Here is a 19,571-nt window from a genome sequence, read left to right as displayed (position 1 = left end):
TTCATTAGCTAAGTTTACGCCTTTACCGATAATTTTTTAAAATTATTATGAAATCGGGGAATTTTAATTTGCATTCTTTAAGACGGTTGGTAGTTTTAAAAAAAACTTTTTGAAATCTTTGCGTTAAAAATCGGCATCATCATTAATAACGGACAATCACAAAAACTTTTAACAAAATTAAATAATTAATATCCCGCGAATTTTTATTCTCGGGATTTTTCTATTCTCTATTTTAAATCTTAATTTTGTAAAAAAAGAATCCAATGTCTAAAGTAAAAGTAGGAACTGTACAAATGTCGTGCGTTGCAGACAAACAGGCCAACCTCAATAAAGCCATAGAAAAAGTACGTGAAGCAGCAGCAAAAGGTGCTCAAATTATTTGCCTTCAAGAATTATTCACATCATTATACTTCTGCGATGTTGAAGATTATGATAATTTTAATCTTGCAGAAGCTATACCTGGACCTTCTACAGAAGCTCTTTCGCCCATTGCTAAAGAATTAGGCGTTGTGATTATCGCATCGTTATTCGAAAAAAGAACACACGGTTTATACCACAATACAACTGCAATTATTGATGCAGATGGAACTTACCTTGGTAAGTACCGCAAAATGCATATTCCGGATGACCCTGCTTTTTATGAAAAGTTTTACTTCACTCCAGGAGATTTAGGATACAAAGTTTTTCAAACAAAATTTGCTAAAATTGGTGTTTTGATTTGCTGGGATCAATGGTATCCTGAAGCTTCAAGAATCACTGCTTTGATGGGAGCTGAGATCATGTTCTATCCTACTGCAATTGGTTGGGCAACAGACCAAGATGAAGAAACCAATGCAGATCAGTACAATTCTTGGCAGACGATTCAGCGTTCGCATTCAGTAGCCAACGGTGTTCCTGTAGTTTCTGTCAACAGAGTTGGTTTTGAGCAAGATGGCGCAATGAAATTCTGGGGCGGAAGCTTTGTAACCAATGCACAAGGAAAACTCTTGTACTTAGGTTCGCATGATAAGGAAGAAGTAGAAGTTACAGAGCTTGATCTTTCGCAGACCGATTACATTCGCAAACACTGGCCTTTCCTCAGAGACAGAAGAATAGACAGCTATCAGCCTATTACTAAAAGATTTATTGACGAAGATTAAAATTGAATGAATTTACAAAATACACCAAAAAATTTAGGGTACAGATTTCCCGCAGAATGGGAACCGCACGAAGCTACTTGGCTAAGCTGGCCTCACAAGGAAGAATCTTGGCCAGAAAAACTGAATGAGATTTATCCTTTTTACTGTGAATTTATAAAAATACTTTCTCAGGATGAGTTTGTGAGAATCAACGTAAAAGATAATGAAATGCAAAAATTTGCGATGGATTGCATTATGCAGGCCGGAGCAAACATCGAAAATATAGAATTTTTTCTAAACGAAACCAACGATGCATGGTGCAGAGATCACGGTCCTGCATTTTTGGTGAATCCTAGTGCTGAAGAACAAAAAGTGATTGTTGATTGGGGTTACAATGCATGGGGAAACAAATACCCACCGTTTGATTTGGATGATGTAGTTCCTACCAAAATCGGGGAAGAATTTCAAATTCCTGTTTTTCATCCCGGAATTATTATGGAAGGCGGAAGTGTGGAATTTAATGGAAAAGGCACCATCTTAACATCGAAATCCTGTCTTTTAAATAAAAATAGAAATCCTCATCTTTCTCAGGAACAAATAGAAGAATACCTGAAAAGCTACTACGGACAAGAACAAGTTCTCTGGGTAGAAGACGGCATTGTAGGAGACGATACAGATGGGCACATTGATGATACCATACGATTTGTGAACGAAAATACCGTTCTTACCGTTGTAGAAGATAATCCTGACGATGACAATTACGGCATTCTTCAAACCAATCTTCAACAGTTAAAAGAAATGAAACTTTTGGACGGAACTCCTTTAAATATTATTGAGCTTCCAATGCCAGACCCAGTTATCTGGGACGAACAAAGACTGCCGGCTTCGTATGCCAATTTTTATATCTCAAATCATCATGTGATTGTTCCAACCTATCGCTGCGACAAAGATCCTATAGCTTTAGAAATCATTCAAAGATGTTTTCCGGAGAGAAAAGTAGTGGGGATAGATTCTACTGCAATTATTTGGGGATTGGGAAGCTTCCATTGTTTGAGCCAGCAAGAACCTGCAGTGCAATAAAAGCATAATTTTGCTTAAAATATTTCAGTTTTCATTCTTTAGCAACTATTTTTTGAATAAAATGAAGAATATTTTGATAATTTAACTAATAATTAAACTTTTTATATAATAAATAATTATATTTGAAAAGTTAAAAAATATTTATATCTATAATCTGTGTTTGTAATGAAAAGAAAAGTAAGTGTTTTGTTTGCTTTGTTGGCCGTGGGTATGGCTTTCGGACAAGGTAAATTCGGAAGATTTCTCAACTCAAAGAAACTCGCGCTCCAATATAAAACCATAAAAGAAAAGGAAAAAGAAGACTACTACCAGCAATATTACTGGCTGGTAAAAGCAGAACAGCTTAAAACTTACCCTCACCTTAAGGATGTAAAACCTGTGGTTTTGTACGAATTTGTAAAAAAAATAAATCCTCAAAATCCTACAAAAAAATTGGAAGGACAAGGCAAAGAAATCAGAGATAAAGCAGAACTTTCTTTGGATCAATATTTCAAAAACAAAAACTTTCAGAACAACGAAGTGTTACTTTACAACTTAGAAACGTATGTAGACCCTTCGAAAGGTGAATACTGGACTAAAGTTGATCCTGAAAAAATAAAAGAATTAGTTCCTAAAGAGTTTTTTGGATTTACATCTTTAAACAAAAAAACTCGCGAAGAAAAGAACTACTACCTTTGGATAGACAGAAAAAAAGACGATTTCAAGATTGTAGACATCATCCCGAACGAAAAAGACAACAAAGGATTTTACTCTTCGGTAAAGCAATATCTTCCAAAATATAAATTTGAAACGAAGTATATGCCGACAATGAAAAAAGGAACTAAAGCTGATAAAACAGATAAAGATTTCTTCTACATCATGCCGTTTGAGCAAAATAAAGATAACATAGAATACAAAACAGAAGATTTCGAAACCTATACACTTAGCCAAGTGAAAAGAGAAGGAGAAGCTTGGATTGGGGTTGAAAAACCTAGAAAATAATATTTAAAGTCTTGTGAGAAATCGCAAGACTTTTTGCTTTTTTTATAATGGTTTTAAAATTGCTTTTAAAATCATTTATTATTTATGCCCACAACTGTACCACCCCGCCAAACCGTAAAAAAAATCCTGCCACTCATCTTAGCAACTGCCATCTTTATGCAGATGCTAGATTCTACCATTCTAAACACTTCCCTTCCATCAATCGCAAGAGATTTGAATGAATCTCCGCTCAATATGCAGAACGCCATCATCAGTTACGTTTTAACATTAGCTGTATTTATGCCTGCAAGCGGATTTTTGGCAGACCGTTTCGGAACAAGAAAAGTTTTTGTTTGTTCTTTGGTTTTATTCAGTTTGGGTTCTTTATTTTGCGCAATATCACAGAATTTAACTCATTTGGTCATTTCAAGAGTCATTCAAGGAGTTGGTGGTAGTTTGATGACCCCTGTGGGAAAATTAGCATTAATTAAAACTTTCGACCGAAACGAACTTCTCAAAGCCATGAACTTTGCCATTGTTCCCGCACTTATTGGTCCGGTTTTAGGCCCGTTGGTTGGAGGTTATATGGTAGATTATCTTTCTTGGCACTGGATTTTTCTTATTAATATTCCGATTGGCATTTTAGGAATCGTTTTAGGTTTAAAATTTATGCCTAATTTCAGTTCTAGAGATACAGATTTTGATTTAAAAGGATTTTTAATTTTTTCTGCAGCTTCACTACTACTTTCCATATCCCTCGAACTTTTTGGAGACATGCAGAATATAACTCCAGTTCTGTTGGTTTTCATCTTAGGATTTTTGTTTCTGTACTATTATTACCGACATGCAAAAAGAGGCAACAATCCTATTTTTCCTCTAAATTTATTTCAGGTTCGCACATTTCGGGTAGGAATTGTAGGAAACCTTGCCACAAGATTAGGAATCAGTTCTGTGCCACTATTACTTCCTTTGATGATTCAAATTGCGTATGGGCAGTCTGCAGTGATTTCAGGGTGGATTATTGCGCCAATGGCATTAACAGCGATGTTCGGCAAATCTTATGTCATCAAAATTTTAAATAAATTTGGCTACAAAAAAACTTTAATGGTTAACACTATAATCATTGGAACATTAATCTGCTGTCTGGCAATTCCGAATATCCACACTTCCATTTATTGGTTTATTCCATTAATCGCAATTTTAGGATTTTTTAATTCGATACAATTCACATCAATGAATACCATTTCTATAGCTGATTTAAGAAACTTCCAAACCAGCAGCGGCAACTCCTTATTATCAGTAAACCAACAGCTCGCAATTGGATTCGGGGTAGCTTTCGGATTGATCGTTTTAAAAATTTATGAAAACAATACCCTGCTGATTGCTAACGAAATTCACAATGCTTTCCGCTACACTTTTCTCACCGTGGGTATTTTAACTGTTCTATCATCATTAGTTTTCAGAAGACTTCATGTATCAGACGGGAATAACATGAATTCGAAATAATAAATTTAATTAAATATCATTACTTATCACATATCAATTGAAAAAACCTATATTCTAACGTAATTTTGTTTTCAAATAAAAAGACAGACAATTATGAAAGCAGAATTTGAAAACATCGCACTCCATAAAACCGAAACAAGATTCGAGATCAATATCAATGGACATTTTGCGTTTATAGATTATCGTGAAGTAGGAGAAAAAATTGCATTAATTCATACAGAAGCAGAACTTGAATTAGCCGGAACAGGAGCCGCAGCGGCAGTTGTAGAAAAAACATTACATTATATTGAAGATCACAACAAAACTCTTCTTCCTTACTGCCCCTATGTTTTTGCTTACATCAAAAAAAATCCTGAATGGAAAAGAATTGTTGACCAAAAATTTGAAAAATTCCACAGTCTTTAGAAAAGTTTAATTAAATTTAAAAAAACTAAAACCTGAAAATATGATGTCAAATATAGGCCTTATTGTAGACGAAAGAGCTGCAGATATAGGCAATTTTTTAGTAGGTAGACTTTTACCTTTTCGTGAAAAACGTTCCGTGGGGCCATTTATTTTCATAGATCACATGGGGCCAACTTGCCTTAAAGAATTTCAAAATTTCGATGTGCCCCCACATCCTCACATTGGGCTTTCTACACTCACTTATCTATTTGAGGGTTCTATTTTTCATAGAGATAGTCTAGGATCCGCAACCGAAATAAAGCCAGGTGCCGTAAACTGGATGACCGCCGGAAAAGGTGTTGTACACTCAGAAAGAACACCAGAATATCTTAGAAATTCTCCTCAGTTTTTACACGGTTTTCAAATTTGGGTGGCACTTCCAAAAGAATTGGAGCAAAGTGAACCATCATTTTTCCATATTGAGGCAGATGAAATACCATCTTGGTCTGAAAATGATGCCGAATACAAACTCATTGCAGGCGAGGCCTTCGGTAGAAAATCAGCTGTTCCGGTTCATAGTCCGCTATATTTTGTTGAAATTAAAAGTAAAACAAAACAAAAGCTCAACATTGGGCATCATCTTTTTGGCGAAGTCGGAATGTATGTTTTGAAAGGATCTGTAAACATAGAAACAAAAGAATATGGTACGAAACAGCTTCTCATTGCAAAAAATGCATCACTTTGCGAATTTGAAATCAACGAAAACACTACAATTTATCTTTTCGGAGGAGAACCTTTTCCAGAAGAAAGACACATTTTCTGGAATTTCGTTAATTCAGACAGAGAAAAAATAGAACAAGCAAAAGTAAACTGGAAAGACCAGAATTATGAAGCATTTCCTTTGATTCCGGAAGATGATAAAGAATACGTTCCATTGCCTAAAGCTATTCTAAACAGAAAATAACATCATTTTTTTATTAACAGTACAAATTTTACAGATGAAAAAACTAATGCTTTTATCTTTACTATGCCTATTTTTTTTAGGAGGTGCACAAACAGCAGTAACTGAGCCTAAAAATAATCCCGCAGAATGGTCCAAAGAATATGAACCTTTTAAAATTGTAGGTAATCTGTATTATGTAGGCACTTACGATCTTGCATCTTATTTAATTGTGACCGATAATGGCAACATCCTTATCAATACAGGTTTGGCAGATTCTTACTCTACTATTAAAAAAAATATTGAAAAGTTGGGTTTTAAGTATAAAGACATTAAAATCCTTACCTTAACGCAGGCTCATTACGATCACATGGGAGCAATGGCTCAAATAAAAAAAGAAACTGGTGCAAAACTTTATGTAGATGCTAAAGATGCAGAAGAGCTGAAAAGTGGTGGGGAATCTGACTATGAATTAGGCAAATACGGTGTTACTTTCATGCCTGTACAACCTGATTTTCTTTTGAAAAAAAATGATAAAATAAAATTGGGGAATACAGTAGTAACCCTCCTCCATCATCCCGGCCATACAAAAGGATCATGCAGTTTCTTATTTGAAACTAAAGAAGGAAACAAAAATTATAAAGTTTTGATTGCCAATTTACCTTCAATTATTATTGATCATAAATTCTCTGATGTGAAGAAGTACCCTACTATTCAGAAAGATTACGCACAGACTTTTGAAGCGATGAAAAAAATAAATTTTGATGTATGGGTAGCTTCGCACGCAAGCCAATTTGATCTTCACAAAAAGCGAAAAGAAGGAGATACCTACAACCCAAAATTATTTATGGATAAAGAAAATTATTTTAAAAAGCTTAAAAATCTAGAAGACGATTATTTCGAAAAAATAAAGGAAGATTCAGCGAAAAAATAATTAATTCTGAATTTTCTTTTTTTAAATTTTAAAAACAAAAAAACATGAAAATAGTAGCATTTGCAGGAAGTAACCTCTTCCACATCTATCAATAGAGAGCTGGTAAAATTTGTTCTGAAAAATTTTCAGGAACACGATATTAACTTAATTGATCTTAATGATTTCACAATGCCAGTATTTTCTGTAGATTTAGAAAAGAAAGGTTTTCCTGATGAAGCGCATGATTTTTTAAAGCAAATTGAAGAATGCGATGTGATTATCTGTTCTTTAGCAGAACACAACCGTACTTATTCGGCAGCTTTTAAAAATATATTCGACTGGGCTTCGAGAATCAATGTAAAAGTTTTCCAAAATAAACCGATGCTGCTGATGAGTACTTCTCCGGGAGGTTACGGTGGTGGAAATGTAATGAATACAGCAAAAACTTTTTTTCCACAATTTGCAGCGGATGTAAAAGAAACTTTTTCATTACCTAAATTTTACGAAAATTTCGATTTGGAAAGTGGTGTTATCAACCCTGAAATACTAAACGATTTAAATAATAAAATAGAAAGTTTTAAAATTCAAATTGCTTCATTAAAATCTGAATGAAACTATAAGATTTATGGAACTTTTTTTAAACTCAAAAGATTTTCTAACATCTAACATCTAACATCTAACATCTAACAAAAAAATGGCTATAACTGTAAAAGCAAGTTTAGGTAAAACAAAATATTATACAGAAGTTGTGGCAGGCGAAAATAGCCTGATTACAGACGAACCCATCGATAAGGGCGGACAAAACAAAGGCTTTAATCCTTTTGAAATTCTGGCAACCTCTTTGGCAAGTTGCACTGCAGCAACCCTGAGAATGTACATAGACAGGAAAGAATGGGATGTTGAGAAAATTAACGTTGAAGTAGAATTGGAAAATCTTCCTTTGACAAAATTGGCTGTTTTTAAAAGAAATATTAGTTTTGAAGGAAGCATTTTGAGCGAAGAACAATTGAAAAAACTTAATTCTATCGCAGACGCTTGTCCGATTCATAAAATATTGACCAACGAAATAGAAATTCAAACCAAATTTCATAGTATGACACTAGTAAAACAAAACAACAACGAAAAAAACGGAAGCTTTGAAGCCTCAATTGACGGACAAAAAGCAGGATTAATGACCTACACTTGGGCAGGTGAAGACCGATTCATTATAGATCACACCGAAGTGGAAGAAGCTTACAACGGAAAAGGCGTAGGAAAAGAAATGCTGATAAAAGCAGTAGAATTTGCAAGAGAAAACGGCAAAAAAATCATTCCTCTTTGCCCATTTGCTAAGGCAACTTTTCAGAAAAATGAAGATTTGCGTGACGTTTTGTAGTATTACAATCAGAATTAAAATCTTAAAAACCTTTCACGAAATCTCGCTGAAAGGTTTTTCTTTTTTAACAGAAACAAAAAAAACTATATTTGCTAAAATTTAAAATCTAAGCATGAATCCCGGAACCACTCTTTTGCTATTTGTTTTTGTTTATTTCGTTGGTCTTTTGGTCATTTCTTATTTCACAAGCCGAAATTCTGATAATCAGTCTTTTTTCATCGGCAACAAAAAAAGCAAGTGGTGGCTCGTCGCCTTCGGGATGATCGGAACCAGCTTAAGTGGAGTAACCTTTATTTCCGTACCAGGAACTGTCGGGAAAATGACAGGAAGCGAATATATTTTTGGTGGTTTCGAATATTACATGATGGTGATTGGGTTTTTCATCGGATATTTTATTGTGGCTGCGATATTACTACCACTCTATTATAAGATGAATCTAACCTCGATCTACACCTATTTAGGGAAAAGATTCAATGTAGAAGCGCATAAAATTGGTTCCCTGTTTTTCATTATTTCCAGAGCGATTGGTGCAACTGCAAGGTTATATTTGGTAGTGAATGTTTTGCAGATTTTCTTGCTTGAAGGTTTAGGAGTTCCGTTTTGGGTAACCGCTTTGGTGCTTTTATTAATGGTGCTTTTATATACTTTTGAAGGGGGTGTAAAAACGATCGTCATTACCGATACTTTGCAGACTTCGTTTATGATCATCAGTTTAATTGCATGTATTGTTTACATTTTATCCAATTTAAATTTATCTTTTGGCGAAGCTTATACGATTTTAGAACAGAAAAATTATACTCATTTCATCAATTTTGATCCTAATTCCAAGACATTTTTCCTGAAAACCATTCTCGGCGGAATCTTTATTACCATCGCAATGACCGGACTAGATCAGGAAATGATGCAGAAAAATATTTCGGTTGACAATCTTCAGAATTCAAAGAAAAACATGCTGACTTTTGCAGGAACTCTGCTTTTTGTAAATCTTGCATTTCTATTTTTAGGAGGTTTGCTTTATCTTTTTGCTTTACAAAATGGTGCTGGTTATTCTCAAATCACAACTCTTGTTGAAGGTAAAGAAGTTGTTTCTAATATTTTCGGGTTCAAAGATGCTGCAGGAAATATCAAAAACGTAATGGGCGACGATTTATTTCCGGCTTTATCTCTTAATGGTTACTTCCCGATGACGATTTCTGTTATTTTTATTATAGGATTAATTTCGGCTCTTTTCCCTTCTGCGGATGGCGCATTAACGGCGGTTACAAGTTCATATTGTGTTGATTTGTTAAATTTAAATGAAGACAAAACAAGAACAGAAAAACAAAAGAAACATCTTCGTATGAAGATTCACTTAACGTTTACAGTAGTTTTCTTTATTTTAATTATGGTTTTCAAAGCGATTAACGAGAAATCTATTGTTTACCTCATCATGGAAGTTGCAGGTTACACTTACGGACCGCTTTTAGGACTTTTTGCTTTCGGAATCTTTACCAAATTTAAAATTTCAAGAAAATATTCTATTCTCGCAGTGACAATTTTAGCGCCTGTTCTTACATACTTAATAAATTTAGGGGTAACTACTTACACTGACTACAGAATTGGTGTAGAACTGATTATTCTGAATGGATTGTTGACTTTTGTTGGTTTGTGGTTGGTGAAGAATAAGAATTATTTGAGGTTGGTTTAAATTTCAACTCTAATTTTCACTACATCAACCTTATCAAGGTTTTAAACCTTGAGACTGTTCGAAAAAATATTAGCTATACTAATGGTTTAACAGAATGGAAAACATCTGACGGTAGAGTTTTAAAGAATTTAGAAACAAATATATTTCAATAAATTTAATAAGAAATAATATTACGCTTTATAAAAATCCGAGTTTAAAACTCGGATTTTTGCATTTCCATAAGCCGACAAAAAATTGTAAATTTGCATGCAAATAAATCCTAATATATGAGTAAAAGTATTGAAGAGCTGAAATCTCTTACAACACAAATCAGAAGAGACATTTTAAGAATGGTTCATGCTGTAAATTCAGGGCATCCAGGTGGAAGTTTGGGCTGTACTGAGTACTTCACAGCATTGTATGGTAAAGTAATGAACTACAATCTTCCTTTCACAATGGAAGGTAAAAATGAAGATCACTTCTATCTTTCAAACGGACATATTTCGCCAGTTTTCTATTCTACATTGGCTAGATTTGACTTCTTCCCAGTTGACGAACTGAAAACTTTCAGAAAGTTAGATTCAAGATTGCAAGGTCACCCAACTACTCACGAAGGTTTGGAAGGGGTAAGAATTGCTTCTGGATCTCTAGGACAAGGGCTTTCTGTAGCTTTAGGTGTTGCACAGGGGAAAAAATTAGACGGTGATACCTCTTTAGTTTACTCTCTTCACGGAGACGGAGAATTACAAGAAGGGCAAATATGGGAAGCTTTAATGTATGCTGCTGCCAACAAAGTAGACAACATTATTTCTACTATTGATTACAACGGACAGCAAATTGATGGAAGCACAGAAAATGTTCTTTCTTTAGGTAATCTTCATGCAAAACTAGAATCTTTCGGGTGGACAGTTTTAGAAGAGAAAAACGGTAACGACCTTGAAGCGGTAATTGCAATTTTAGAATTAGCAAAAACAGAAACAGGAAAAGGAAAACCAGTAGTAATCATCCTTCATACAGAAATGGGAGCTGGTGTAGATTTCATGATGGGAACTCATGCTTGGCATGGTAAAGCTCCTAATGACGAGCAATTGGATACCGCTTTCAAACAATTATACCTAGAAGCTCCTGCTGATTATTAATTATAAATGATAAATTATTATCGATAAATGACACGATATCATTGATCCTACATCATTTATCAATTATCAAAATTTAAATTCTCATGAAATATACATATACAGAAAAAAAAGATACACGTTCAGGTTTTGGGGCTGGTTTAGCTGAATTGGCTGATAAAAACCCAAATGTAGTTGCATTGTGTGCAGACCTTATCGGTTCTTTGAAAATGGAAAAATTCATCGAAAAAGCTCCTGAAAGATTTTACCAAGTAGGTATTGCAGAAGCAAATATGATGGGCCTAGCTGCAGGTTTAAGCATCACAGGAAAAATTCCTTTTACCGGAACTTTTGCCAACTTCTCTACTTCAAGAGTGTATGACCAGATTCGTCAGTCTATTGCCTATTCTGATAAAAATGTAAAAATATGTGCTTCTCACGCAGGTCTTACTTTAGGGGAAGACGGAGCAACGCACCAGGTTTTGGAAGACATCGGTATGATGAAAATGCTTCCGGGAATGACGGTTATCAATCCTTGTGATTACAACCAGACAAAAGCTGCAACTCTTGCGATTGCAGATCATCACGGTCCTGTTTATTTAAGATTCGGAAGACCAGCCGTACCTGTTTTCATTCCAGAAGATATGCCTTTCGAAATTGGGAAAGGAATTCTTTTACAAGAAGGAACAGATGTAACAATCGTAGCAACAGGCCACTTGGTTTGGGAATCTTTAGTTGCCGCTGAAGAACTTGAAAAAGAAGGTATTTCTTGCGAAGTAATCAACATCCACACAATTAAACCTTTAGATGAGGAAATCATCTTGAAATCTGTAGAAAAAACAGGGAAAATTGTAACTGCCGAAGAACATAATTATCTAGGTGGTTTAGGTGAATCAGTTGCAGGAATGTTGGCAAGAAAAAGACCTACAAGACAAGAATTTGTTGCCGTAAACGACACTTTCGGAGAATCTGCTACACCAGCTGAATTGATGAAAAAATATAAAATTGATGCGGATGCGGTAAAAGAAGCCGTGAAGAGAATTTTAGCTTAATCTATTGTTTTTAGCATAAAAAAGGAGGTCAAAAAATGACCTCCTTTTTATTTTATTAAAACTTCTTAGTTTACTTTATGCCAAGTTTGCGTTTTCACTGCAATCCCCATTATTAAAGCTTTCACTTTCAAAGTATTACCATCTCTCTCTATTTCTGTTTTGTAGCTTTTACCATCTTTAGGATTGGTAATCGTTCCGCCGCCAAATTCATCTCCGTCTCTAGAAAGACCTCTAATAATTTCTAATCCCATTAATGGCTTATTTTTACGGTCGTCTTTACATTTTACACAATTGTTGTTTTCGGGTTTTATAAGAAGTTGTACGATTTTTCCGTAGTATTTACCATCGTTTTTCTTAAAAATTTCTACTACAGATTTTGGCTTTCCGGTTTCATCATCAATGGTTCTCCATTTGCCTTCAATTTGTGCAAACGACATTACCCCAACAAGAGAAAATGCCAACGTTAACAGTAATTTTTTCATATTATAAAGTTTAATTCTAATTGATAAGATTTCTAAATTGTTAATTAGTTAAAAGTATAAATTAATTTTAAACACACCAACTTTTTTGCTATCCAAAGCATAAATAGTAATACTTTACAGACTTTTCATTTTTAAACACCATTCAGAAATCAATTGAGTTTACGGTGAATTACCCTATCCATATAATCCTGATACCAGGCTTTAGCGATAAGTTTTCCTTTTTCAACCTCGGGAGTTTTCAGTTGATCAATTTGGTTGTTTTCAAAACCTAAATCATCTTTAAAATAAACACCTGTAATATTTTTGCCATCAAATCTGTACATAAAGTTTCCGTAAATAAACTGCTCCGAGCTCCCGTCTGAATTCACAATCAAAGGCTGATATTGCTTCTCACTCAACAGACTTCTCCCCCAGCTTCTGATTTTTTTATTATAACCAATCAAATCTGCTAAATTTGGATAAATATCAATCTGTTGAGCCAATTCATTATTCACACCTTTCAGCTGATACGCCGGATTTGGAGAATAAAACAGCAGCGGAACAGCAAAACGGTTCATCGCTTTTTCATATTCCGGATAATAAACTTGGTTGGTATGATCTCCTGTAAACACAAAGATGGTATTATTGAACCACGGTTGTTTTTTAGCTGTTTCAAAGTACTTTTTAATCGCATAATCGGTGTACTGCATTGGCTCGTGCATTTCAATTTTTCCTTTTTTAAATTTCCCGTTGTATTTCTCAGGAATTTTGAAAGGATGGTGCGACGAAGCCGTAAAAACGGTCGACATAAAAGGTTTCTTTTTACCAACATTCTTAGCAAAATATTGCAAAAAAGGCTCGTCCCAAATGGCCCACATGCCATCGAAATCCTGCTGACCATTGTATTCATTCAGTCCGTAATAATTTTTAAATCCTAAAATATTTCCAAAACCTAAAAACCCCATAGAACCATTCGGAGCCCCGTGATAGAAAGAAGTTTCGTAACCCAAATCATTACAGACAGAAACAATCGACTGTATTTTTTGATTAGAATACGGCGAACTCGTAAAAGCATCCGTCAGACTTGGAATTCCCGCCAGAATACTGCTCATTCCGTGAATCGACTGACGTCCGTTGGCAAAAGTATTCGGAAAAATCAGACTTTCATTTGCCAGACTGTCGATAAACGGCGTGTACGAAACAAAATCTTTAATATTTTTATCTTTATTAAAAGCTCCCGAATATTCCCTTCCAAAAGATTCTACAATGAAAATAACAATATTGGGTTTATCCTGAACCTGTCTTTCATAGGTTTTGTATGGGAAAACATTTTCGTTAATAAATTTCTCATCTACAAAATGAACTTCCTTAAAATTATTGCTTCCCAAAGTTCTGAAAAATGAAAAAGTAGAATTCAAAACCAGATTTCCCTGAATCGGAGTTTTGACAAATTTGTTGGCATCTACAAGATTGATGGGGCGTGTACTGTGTTTAAAATCTCCCCTGATTCCGCCAACTATCAAGACTGCAGAGAGACACAAAATCAGGACTGACCACAAAAAATAAGGAACGAGTTTGACAGGTTTTCTGTAATTAACTTTAAATCTTTTGTAAAGAAAAACCCACAGAATCATTAAAATCACAAACCAAATAATCACAAAAGGATGTTCTTTACTGGAAGTTGTGAAAACTTTGAGAATATTGGTTTCATGCTGAGCCACCTGAAAAGCCGCAACCGTAAGCCTTGTCTGCGAAAATTTGTAATAAATAAAATCGCCGAAATTCATCATATAAGCAATGCCGTTGGTGATAAAATGAAGCCAGAAAAGAAACTTCTGATAACCACTTTTTGTATTGATGACAATTGGAATAAGGCTTAAAAAAACATAAAGCATATTCACATACAAAATCGCTGTGAGGTCAAACGCAATCCCGTGAAAAGCCAAATTCAGGTAGTCTGAAACGCTGTCTACTTTTATTAGATTTTTATTAAAAAACCAAAACAGAAGCCTTGCGATCTGATAAAAAACGAAAGCCAAAAAAATCCTATAACCTAAAATCAGAATTTCTTTTTTTCTGAATTCTTTGAAAAACTTCATCTTTAAATAATACTATTTTTTATAAAAAAAATTTAAATATTTTATCTGGTGCAAATTTACGTTAAATTCATAGCCTTGTCATTTTTAGTTCACATAAAATAAGTTTAAAATCGTTAAAAAATGTAATTTTGCGACTATGAATTTCATTAAAAACAATCTTGCCAATGCCATCACGCTGGGAAACCTTTTTTCTGGCTGTATTGGCGCAGTGCATTTGCTATTGGGCGATTATCAAACAACGGCAATCTGTATTATTTTATCATTGGTTTTAGACTTTTTCGATGGTTTTGTAGCAAGAGCTCTAAAGGCCAATTCCAATTTGGGAACTCAGCTTGATTCTTTGGCTGATATGGTAAGCTTTGGGTTGATTCCTGGTTTGGCGATGTTTAAAATGCTGGAGCCTTTCGGCAATGAAGTTTTAGGAATGCAGTTGCCTTTTGCCATTAAATATTTTGGATTTCTGATAACGCTTTTTTCTTGTTTGCGATTAGCCATTTTCAATCTGGATGAAGACCAAAAATATTATTTTAAAGGTTTAAATACGCCGAGCAATACTATTTTAATTTTTGGAATTTATTATTTTATTGAAACTATTTCTTTAGATTTTAACAAATTAAATTACATTTTAGCAGATATGCATGTAAAAGGTGGTATTTTAATTTTTATTACCATCTTAAGTTCATGGCTGTTAATCAGTCCGATCAAAATGATTGCAATGAAATTCAAATCGATGAAATTGCAGGATAATTATCCAAAATTAGCTTTATTAATTGGTGCAATTCTTATTTTACTCATCTTTAAAACAGTCGGAATTCCGTTGGTAATTCTCTACTATATCTTAATTTCAATTATATTTCAGAAACAATTAAAGTAAAAAACCGCAAGTTTTCCATTTTCAAATTAACACATTCTAAAATTTTCAAATTAACATAATGAACTTAAAACTACATAAACCGCTTTGTGTTTTCGATTTAGAAACTACAGGGATCAACGTCGGCAAAGACCGTATCGTTGAAATCTGTATTTTAAAAGTGAACCCCGATTCTTCAAGAGAAAGCAAAACCTGGAGAGTAAATCCTGAAATGCCCATCCCGAGAGAAGCAAGCGAAATTCATGGCATCTATGATGAAGACATCAAAGACGCTCCTACTTTTAAAGAAATTGCACCAAAAGTAGTTGAAATGATTACAGGCGCAGACTTGGGAGGTTTCAATTCTAACCGTTTTGATGTGCCTTTGTTGGCTGAAGAATTACTTCGTGCGGAATTTGATTTTGATTTAAGCAAATTCAAATTAGTAGATGCGCAAACGATTTTCCATAAAAAAGAACCTCGAAATCTGGGTGCTGCTTATCAGTTTTACTGTGGGAAAACTTTAGAAAACGCTCACTCTGCCGAGGCCGATGTTCTAGCGACTTTTGAAGTTTTGGATGCACAAGTGGGTAAATACGAAGATATTCCTAATGAAATCAACGCTTTGAGCGAGTTTACTTTTCATAATAAAAATGCTGATTTGGCAGGTTTTATCGGAATTAATGATAAAAATATTGCTGTTTTTAATTTTGGAAAATACAAAGGCCAAACTGTGAAAGATGTATTTATTAAAGACCTCGGATACTACGGGTGGCTTCAGAACGCCGATTTCCCGCTCTATACGAAGAAAGTTTTTACTAAAATTCAGCTTTCGAGTAAGTTTTAAAGCTGAATTATATTTTAGGATTTTGATTGATAGGATTTTGAAAAAACATAGAAATTGTTCTTTTATTTTTTGAGGAACGAAATTTGGAATGATTAAATAAAAAAAATGAGCGATTTAGTTAAATTCAAATTCTACGAAACTGCTTTAGAAGCTAACCGTGATAAACAAATTCTTTCTGAAAACGGAATCAACAGTTTTATTGCCAACGAACAGCTGATTCAATCAGATTGGTTGCTTTCTCAGGCTGTAGGTGGAATTCAGCTGCAGGTTTTTGAGGAAGATCTGGAAAAAGCAGCACAGGTGCTAAAAGACTATAAAGAAAATGATGAATTTGCTCTGGAAGTAGAACACACAATAGAAAATCCGGATTTCGATTTTGTCTGCCCAGAATGCGGCTCCAATCACTTGTACAAAGACGACAGCTCAACGAGTTTCTTTGGGATTTCCATTTTATCGAGCGAAAATTATGTATGCTATTACTGCGGGAATAAGTTTAAGCATTGAAAAGAGGTAAGCTAGGAAAAGGGTAATTGTTGTTTAACTGACTGGGTTTACATAAAAACGGTGTGATGCCTCTTTTTAGAATGATACTGAGAATTCTTTTACTACGAAGAGATGGATGAGAATGTTTGTTTTTTTTACGAAATGTTCTATACTCAATCTAATCCCTAGCCCCGATTGAAGCGGCATCCTTTTTTGCTTTTGATGAAATTTTCTTTTGTTGATAAATTTTCTGAAGCAAAAAAGATACAGCGGAAAGCGGGAATTAGCTCCTAAAAATGAGTAATAAGTAATAATTGAGGGTAAAATGAGATTACTTCGTTCCTCGCAATGACAAAATAAAATAATATGAAAATAATCTGCATAGGTAGAAATTATAGCGAACATGCCAAAGAATTGGGAAATGCAATCCCAGATAAACCTGTAATTTTCATGAAACCCGATACAGCGGTTTTGAAAGGTAATGATTTTTATATTCCTGAATTTTCGGATGATGTGCATTACGAGCTGGAAATTGTTGTGAAAATCTCAAAAGGTGGAAAGTATATCCAAAAAGAATCTGCAAATAAGCATTATGAGGAAATAGGTTTGGGAATTGATTTTACGGCGAGAGATGTACAAAGTGATTTAAAATCAAAAGGGCTTCCTTGGGAATTGGCGAAAGGTTTTGACGGCTCTGCGGTGGTTGGAAACTTCTTCAGAAAAGAAAATTATAATCTCGAATCCCTCAATTTCTCACTAATGAAAAACAAAGAAAAAGTGCAAAATGGGAATTCTAAAGACATGATTTTTGCAATTGATGATATCATTGCGTTTGTTTCTCAATATTTCACGTTAAGAGTTGGAGACCTGATTTTTACAGGAACTCCTGAAGGGGTTGGAAAAGTTTCTGAGCATGATATTTTGGAAGCTTATCTTGAGGATAAAAAAGTTTTTGACCTCCGCATTTTTTAAAATTCTGTTTTCGGCATTATTTTTTGTATCTTTAGAATAACCAAGAACCTCAAAAATTTAAAGTTATGATCAACATTGTATTGCCGGTAGATTTCGGAGATAAAACAGAACACTTAGTAGAAGGAGCAATAAAATTTGCAAAAGAGCTGGGAGCAAAAATCAATCTGATTCATGTTGCCCCAATGGAAATTGGTTTTGCAATCGGCGATATGGGCTACCAATATTTTCCTGAGATTGAAGAAAATGAAATTAGAGAGGAGCTGGTGCTTCTCAACAAAATAAATCAGAGAATTCTTTCGCAAGGTGTAGAATGTGAGCATCTTCTGAAGCAAGGCATTGCAAAAGACATTATTCTGGAATATGCCGACACTAAAAATGCCGACTACATTGTAATGGGTTCCCATGGCAGAAGCGGAATTTATGATGTTTTTGTGGGTAGTTTAACCAAAGGAATAACCAAAGATTCTAAAATTCCTGTTTTGGTATTGCCGATACATGAATAAAAGTATAAACGTAAAAAGACCGATCAAATAATATTTGACCGGTCTTTTTCTATATAACCAATTAATTAACCTTCTTTTTTGTAGATCGTAGGATCGTAATAAGGATGTTTTCCTTCTGTAGGAGAATAATAATCTTTGTCTTTGTCTCCTCCAAGAGTAACAACCAACACGTAACACCAGTACGTAAAAAGCACGCAGCAAATGATAAATAAAACCCAGTTTAATACGTTTCCGAAGGTGTTATAAAACTCGAAAGACCATTTGAAAACTTTGCTTAAGAATAGAAAGAAAGACGTCATTATTTTCCTTTTTTAAATTAACTTTGCACAAATTTATAAAAAATGTTTAGATTACTTTCAAAAGAAAGCAATATTTTTTCAATACCAGTTTACATTGGTTTTCTTCTTTTAATTGTAATCATATTTAACATTCTTGATTTCAGTACTTTAGGCGCTACTACTACTGCTATTACTTTTTTTGGTGTTGCTCTAGCTTATTTCTGTTTTAATAGTATTGCACTGAATTATCACACACATTTACCACTTCTGCTCTACACATTTTTTATTTTCGGTCTTTATCCCGGTCATGTTGATCTTGGTGTAGCCATAGCTTTACTTACCAATTCTTTTCTTTTATTATTACTTACCAGTACCAATGAAGATCTTCGAAAAAAATCATACGTTTTGGTAGGAGCCATTATTTCACTTAATTTTATTTTTCTTCCTACTACTTGGCCAATGGCTGTTTTTGTTCTTATCCATGTCATTGCGACTTCAGAGCGTATCGGCCTCAATATATTCAGGTTTTTACTCGGAGTTTTATTAATTTCTCTAAGTTATTTTTCTGTTGCCAATTTTTTAGATTTGAAACAATGGAATGACATTTATTTTCCATTTGGGAATATGTGGATTATAGAAGACTTTTCCGTTTTCATGCCGCTAATACCTATTGCATTGATGCTGATGTATGCTGTGTATGATCATTTCAAATATTACAATCAGAAAAGCCCGATAAGCCGTTATAAGTACACCTTTTTGCTCGTATTTTCTTTGGCGCAGCTCTTAACAGTAATTTTGTACATGAACAAGAATTATGAATATCTTCTGCTTCTTGCTTTTCCGGTAACGATTATTCTGAGCAGAATGCTGAGGTTTTTGCCTAAATATTGGATGAAAGAAGCAAGTTTGTGGATTATTATTGCCAGTTTAGTTTCTTACAGAGCCTTACTGCAGCTCAATTTAATTTAA

At 34.2% G+C, this 19,571-nt stretch carries 20 protein-coding genes and 2 pseudogenes; 19 read left to right on the top strand and 3 right to left on the bottom strand.

What is annotated here, in order from left to right; translation table 11 throughout:
* Positions 1 to 263: 263 nt before the first annotated feature.
* The 13 genes and pseudogenes from BW939_RS08465 (at position 264) to BW939_RS08405 (ending at position 12,109) form a co-directional block, all read left to right on the top strand.
* On the top strand, positions 264 to 1,139 hold the full coding sequence (locus BW939_RS08465) for a carbon-nitrogen hydrolase (RefSeq protein WP_076451592.1): 876 nt from the start codon (positions 264 to 266) through the stop codon (positions 1,137 to 1,139).
* Positions 1,140 to 1,145: 6 nt separating this feature from the next.
* Entirely contained in the window at positions 1,146 to 2,198 is a 1,053-nt protein-coding gene (locus tag BW939_RS08460; protein WP_076451591.1) for an agmatine deiminase family protein, read from the top strand.
* Positions 2,199 to 2,363: 165 nt separating this feature from the next.
* Positions 2,364 to 3,179, top strand: a complete 816-nt coding sequence (locus tag BW939_RS08455; protein WP_076451590.1) for a hypothetical protein — start codon at positions 2,364 to 2,366, stop codon at positions 3,177 to 3,179.
* A gap of 84 nt (positions 3,180 to 3,263) precedes the next feature.
* The gene (locus BW939_RS08450; protein ID WP_076451589.1) at positions 3,264 to 4,664 is read left to right on the top strand and encodes an MFS transporter; all 1,401 of its coding nucleotides are present in this window, start codon (positions 3,264 to 3,266) and stop codon (positions 4,662 to 4,664) included.
* A 93-nt stretch (positions 4,665 to 4,757) separates the two neighbouring features.
* Positions 4,758 to 5,069 carry a GNAT family N-acetyltransferase gene (locus BW939_RS08445; RefSeq protein WP_076451588.1) on the top strand — a complete coding sequence of 104 codons (312 nt, stop codon included), beginning with the start codon at positions 4,758 to 4,760 and terminating at the stop codon, positions 5,067 to 5,069.
* 43 nt (positions 5,070 to 5,112) lie between these two features.
* The gene (locus BW939_RS08440) at positions 5,113 to 6,012 is read left to right on the top strand and encodes a pirin family protein (RefSeq protein WP_076451587.1); all 900 of its coding nucleotides are present in this window, start codon (positions 5,113 to 5,115) and stop codon (positions 6,010 to 6,012) included.
* A gap of 34 nt (positions 6,013 to 6,046) precedes the next feature.
* Positions 6,047 to 6,922, top strand: coding sequence for a subclass B3 metallo-beta-lactamase (gene bla / locus BW939_RS08435; protein ID WP_076451586.1), 876 nt, complete (start codon positions 6,047 to 6,049; stop codon positions 6,920 to 6,922).
* Between the two features lie 44 nt (positions 6,923 to 6,966).
* A pseudogene (locus BW939_RS08430) lies at positions 6,967 to 7,513 on the top strand (NADPH-dependent FMN reductase).
* 82 nt (positions 7,514 to 7,595) lie between these two features.
* Positions 7,596 to 7,985, top strand: a pseudogene (locus tag BW939_RS08425) (OsmC family protein); the annotation flags it as partial.
* 9 nt (positions 7,986 to 7,994) lie between these two features.
* Positions 7,995 to 8,276: a GNAT family N-acetyltransferase gene (locus BW939_RS08420; RefSeq protein WP_076451676.1), complete on the top strand. Its 282-nt coding sequence runs from the start codon at positions 7,995 to 7,997 to the stop codon at positions 8,274 to 8,276.
* A gap of 112 nt (positions 8,277 to 8,388) precedes the next feature.
* Positions 8,389 to 9,963, top strand: a complete 1,575-nt coding sequence (locus BW939_RS08415) for a sodium:solute symporter (protein WP_076451585.1) — start codon at positions 8,389 to 8,391, stop codon at positions 9,961 to 9,963.
* A gap of 266 nt (positions 9,964 to 10,229) precedes the next feature.
* On the top strand, positions 10,230 to 11,081 hold the full coding sequence (locus tag BW939_RS08410) for a transketolase (protein ID WP_066678764.1): 852 nt from the start codon (positions 10,230 to 10,232) through the stop codon (positions 11,079 to 11,081).
* Positions 11,082 to 11,164: 83 nt separating this feature from the next.
* Positions 11,165 to 12,109 (top strand): transketolase family protein, encoded by a 945-nt coding sequence (locus tag BW939_RS08405; protein ID WP_076451584.1) that lies wholly within the window; start codon positions 11,165 to 11,167, stop codon positions 12,107 to 12,109.
* Between the two features lie 65 nt (positions 12,110 to 12,174).
* On the opposite strand, the gene BW939_RS08400 is transcribed toward BW939_RS08405, so the two are convergent.
* Together BW939_RS08400 and BW939_RS08395 are read right to left on the bottom strand one after the other, a co-directional pair.
* A complete protein-coding gene (locus BW939_RS08400) occupies positions 12,175 to 12,591 on the bottom strand; it encodes a DUF2147 domain-containing protein (protein WP_076451583.1) in 417 nt (138 codons plus the stop codon).
* A 149-nt stretch (positions 12,592 to 12,740) separates the two neighbouring features.
* The gene (locus BW939_RS08395; RefSeq protein WP_076451582.1) at positions 12,741 to 14,669 is read right to left on the bottom strand and encodes an LTA synthase family protein; all 1,929 of its coding nucleotides are present in this window, start codon (positions 14,667 to 14,669) and stop codon (positions 12,741 to 12,743) included.
* Between the two features lie 136 nt (positions 14,670 to 14,805).
* Here BW939_RS08395 and BW939_RS08390 point away from each other — a divergent pair, with 136 nt between their 5' ends.
* The 5 genes from BW939_RS08390 to BW939_RS08370 all read left to right on the top strand — a co-directional run bounded on the left by BW939_RS08390 (position 14,806) and on the right by BW939_RS08370 (position 18,324).
* Positions 14,806 to 15,543, top strand: a complete 738-nt coding sequence (locus BW939_RS08390) for a CDP-alcohol phosphatidyltransferase family protein (RefSeq protein WP_076451581.1) — start codon at positions 14,806 to 14,808, stop codon at positions 15,541 to 15,543.
* Positions 15,544 to 15,601: 58 nt separating this feature from the next.
* On the top strand, positions 15,602 to 16,366 hold the full coding sequence (locus BW939_RS08385) for a 3'-5' exonuclease (RefSeq protein ID WP_076451580.1): 765 nt from the start codon (positions 15,602 to 15,604) through the stop codon (positions 16,364 to 16,366).
* A gap of 105 nt (positions 16,367 to 16,471) precedes the next feature.
* Entirely contained in the window at positions 16,472 to 16,870 is a 399-nt protein-coding gene (locus tag BW939_RS08380) for a putative signal transducing protein (RefSeq protein ID WP_076451579.1), read from the top strand.
* A 345-nt stretch (positions 16,871 to 17,215) separates the two neighbouring features.
* Entirely contained in the window at positions 17,216 to 17,821 is a 606-nt protein-coding gene (locus BW939_RS08375) for a fumarylacetoacetate hydrolase family protein (protein ID WP_076451578.1), read from the top strand.
* A gap of 65 nt (positions 17,822 to 17,886) precedes the next feature.
* Positions 17,887 to 18,324 carry a universal stress protein gene (locus tag BW939_RS08370; RefSeq protein WP_076451577.1) on the top strand — a complete coding sequence of 146 codons (438 nt, stop codon included), beginning with the start codon at positions 17,887 to 17,889 and terminating at the stop codon, positions 18,322 to 18,324.
* Between the two features lie 65 nt (positions 18,325 to 18,389).
* Here the strand turns inward: BW939_RS08370 and BW939_RS08365 are convergent, their stop codons facing one another.
* Positions 18,390 to 18,623, bottom strand: coding sequence for a DUF6341 family protein (locus BW939_RS08365; RefSeq protein ID WP_076451576.1), 234 nt, complete (start codon positions 18,621 to 18,623; stop codon positions 18,390 to 18,392).
* Positions 18,624 to 18,665: 42 nt separating this feature from the next.
* Between BW939_RS08365 and BW939_RS08360 the strand changes: the two genes are divergently transcribed.
* Positions 18,666 to 19,571, top strand: a complete 906-nt coding sequence (locus BW939_RS08360; protein ID WP_076451575.1) for a DUF6427 family protein — start codon at positions 18,666 to 18,668, stop codon at positions 19,569 to 19,571.

It is taken from the genome of Chryseobacterium piscicola (genome assembly GCF_900156685.1).
Lineage (GTDB): Bacteria > Bacteroidota > Bacteroidia > Flavobacteriales > Weeksellaceae > Chryseobacterium > Chryseobacterium piscicola.
The sequence above is the reverse complement of the archived record's forward strand: the minus strand, read 5'-3'. Positions and strand labels throughout refer to the sequence as shown.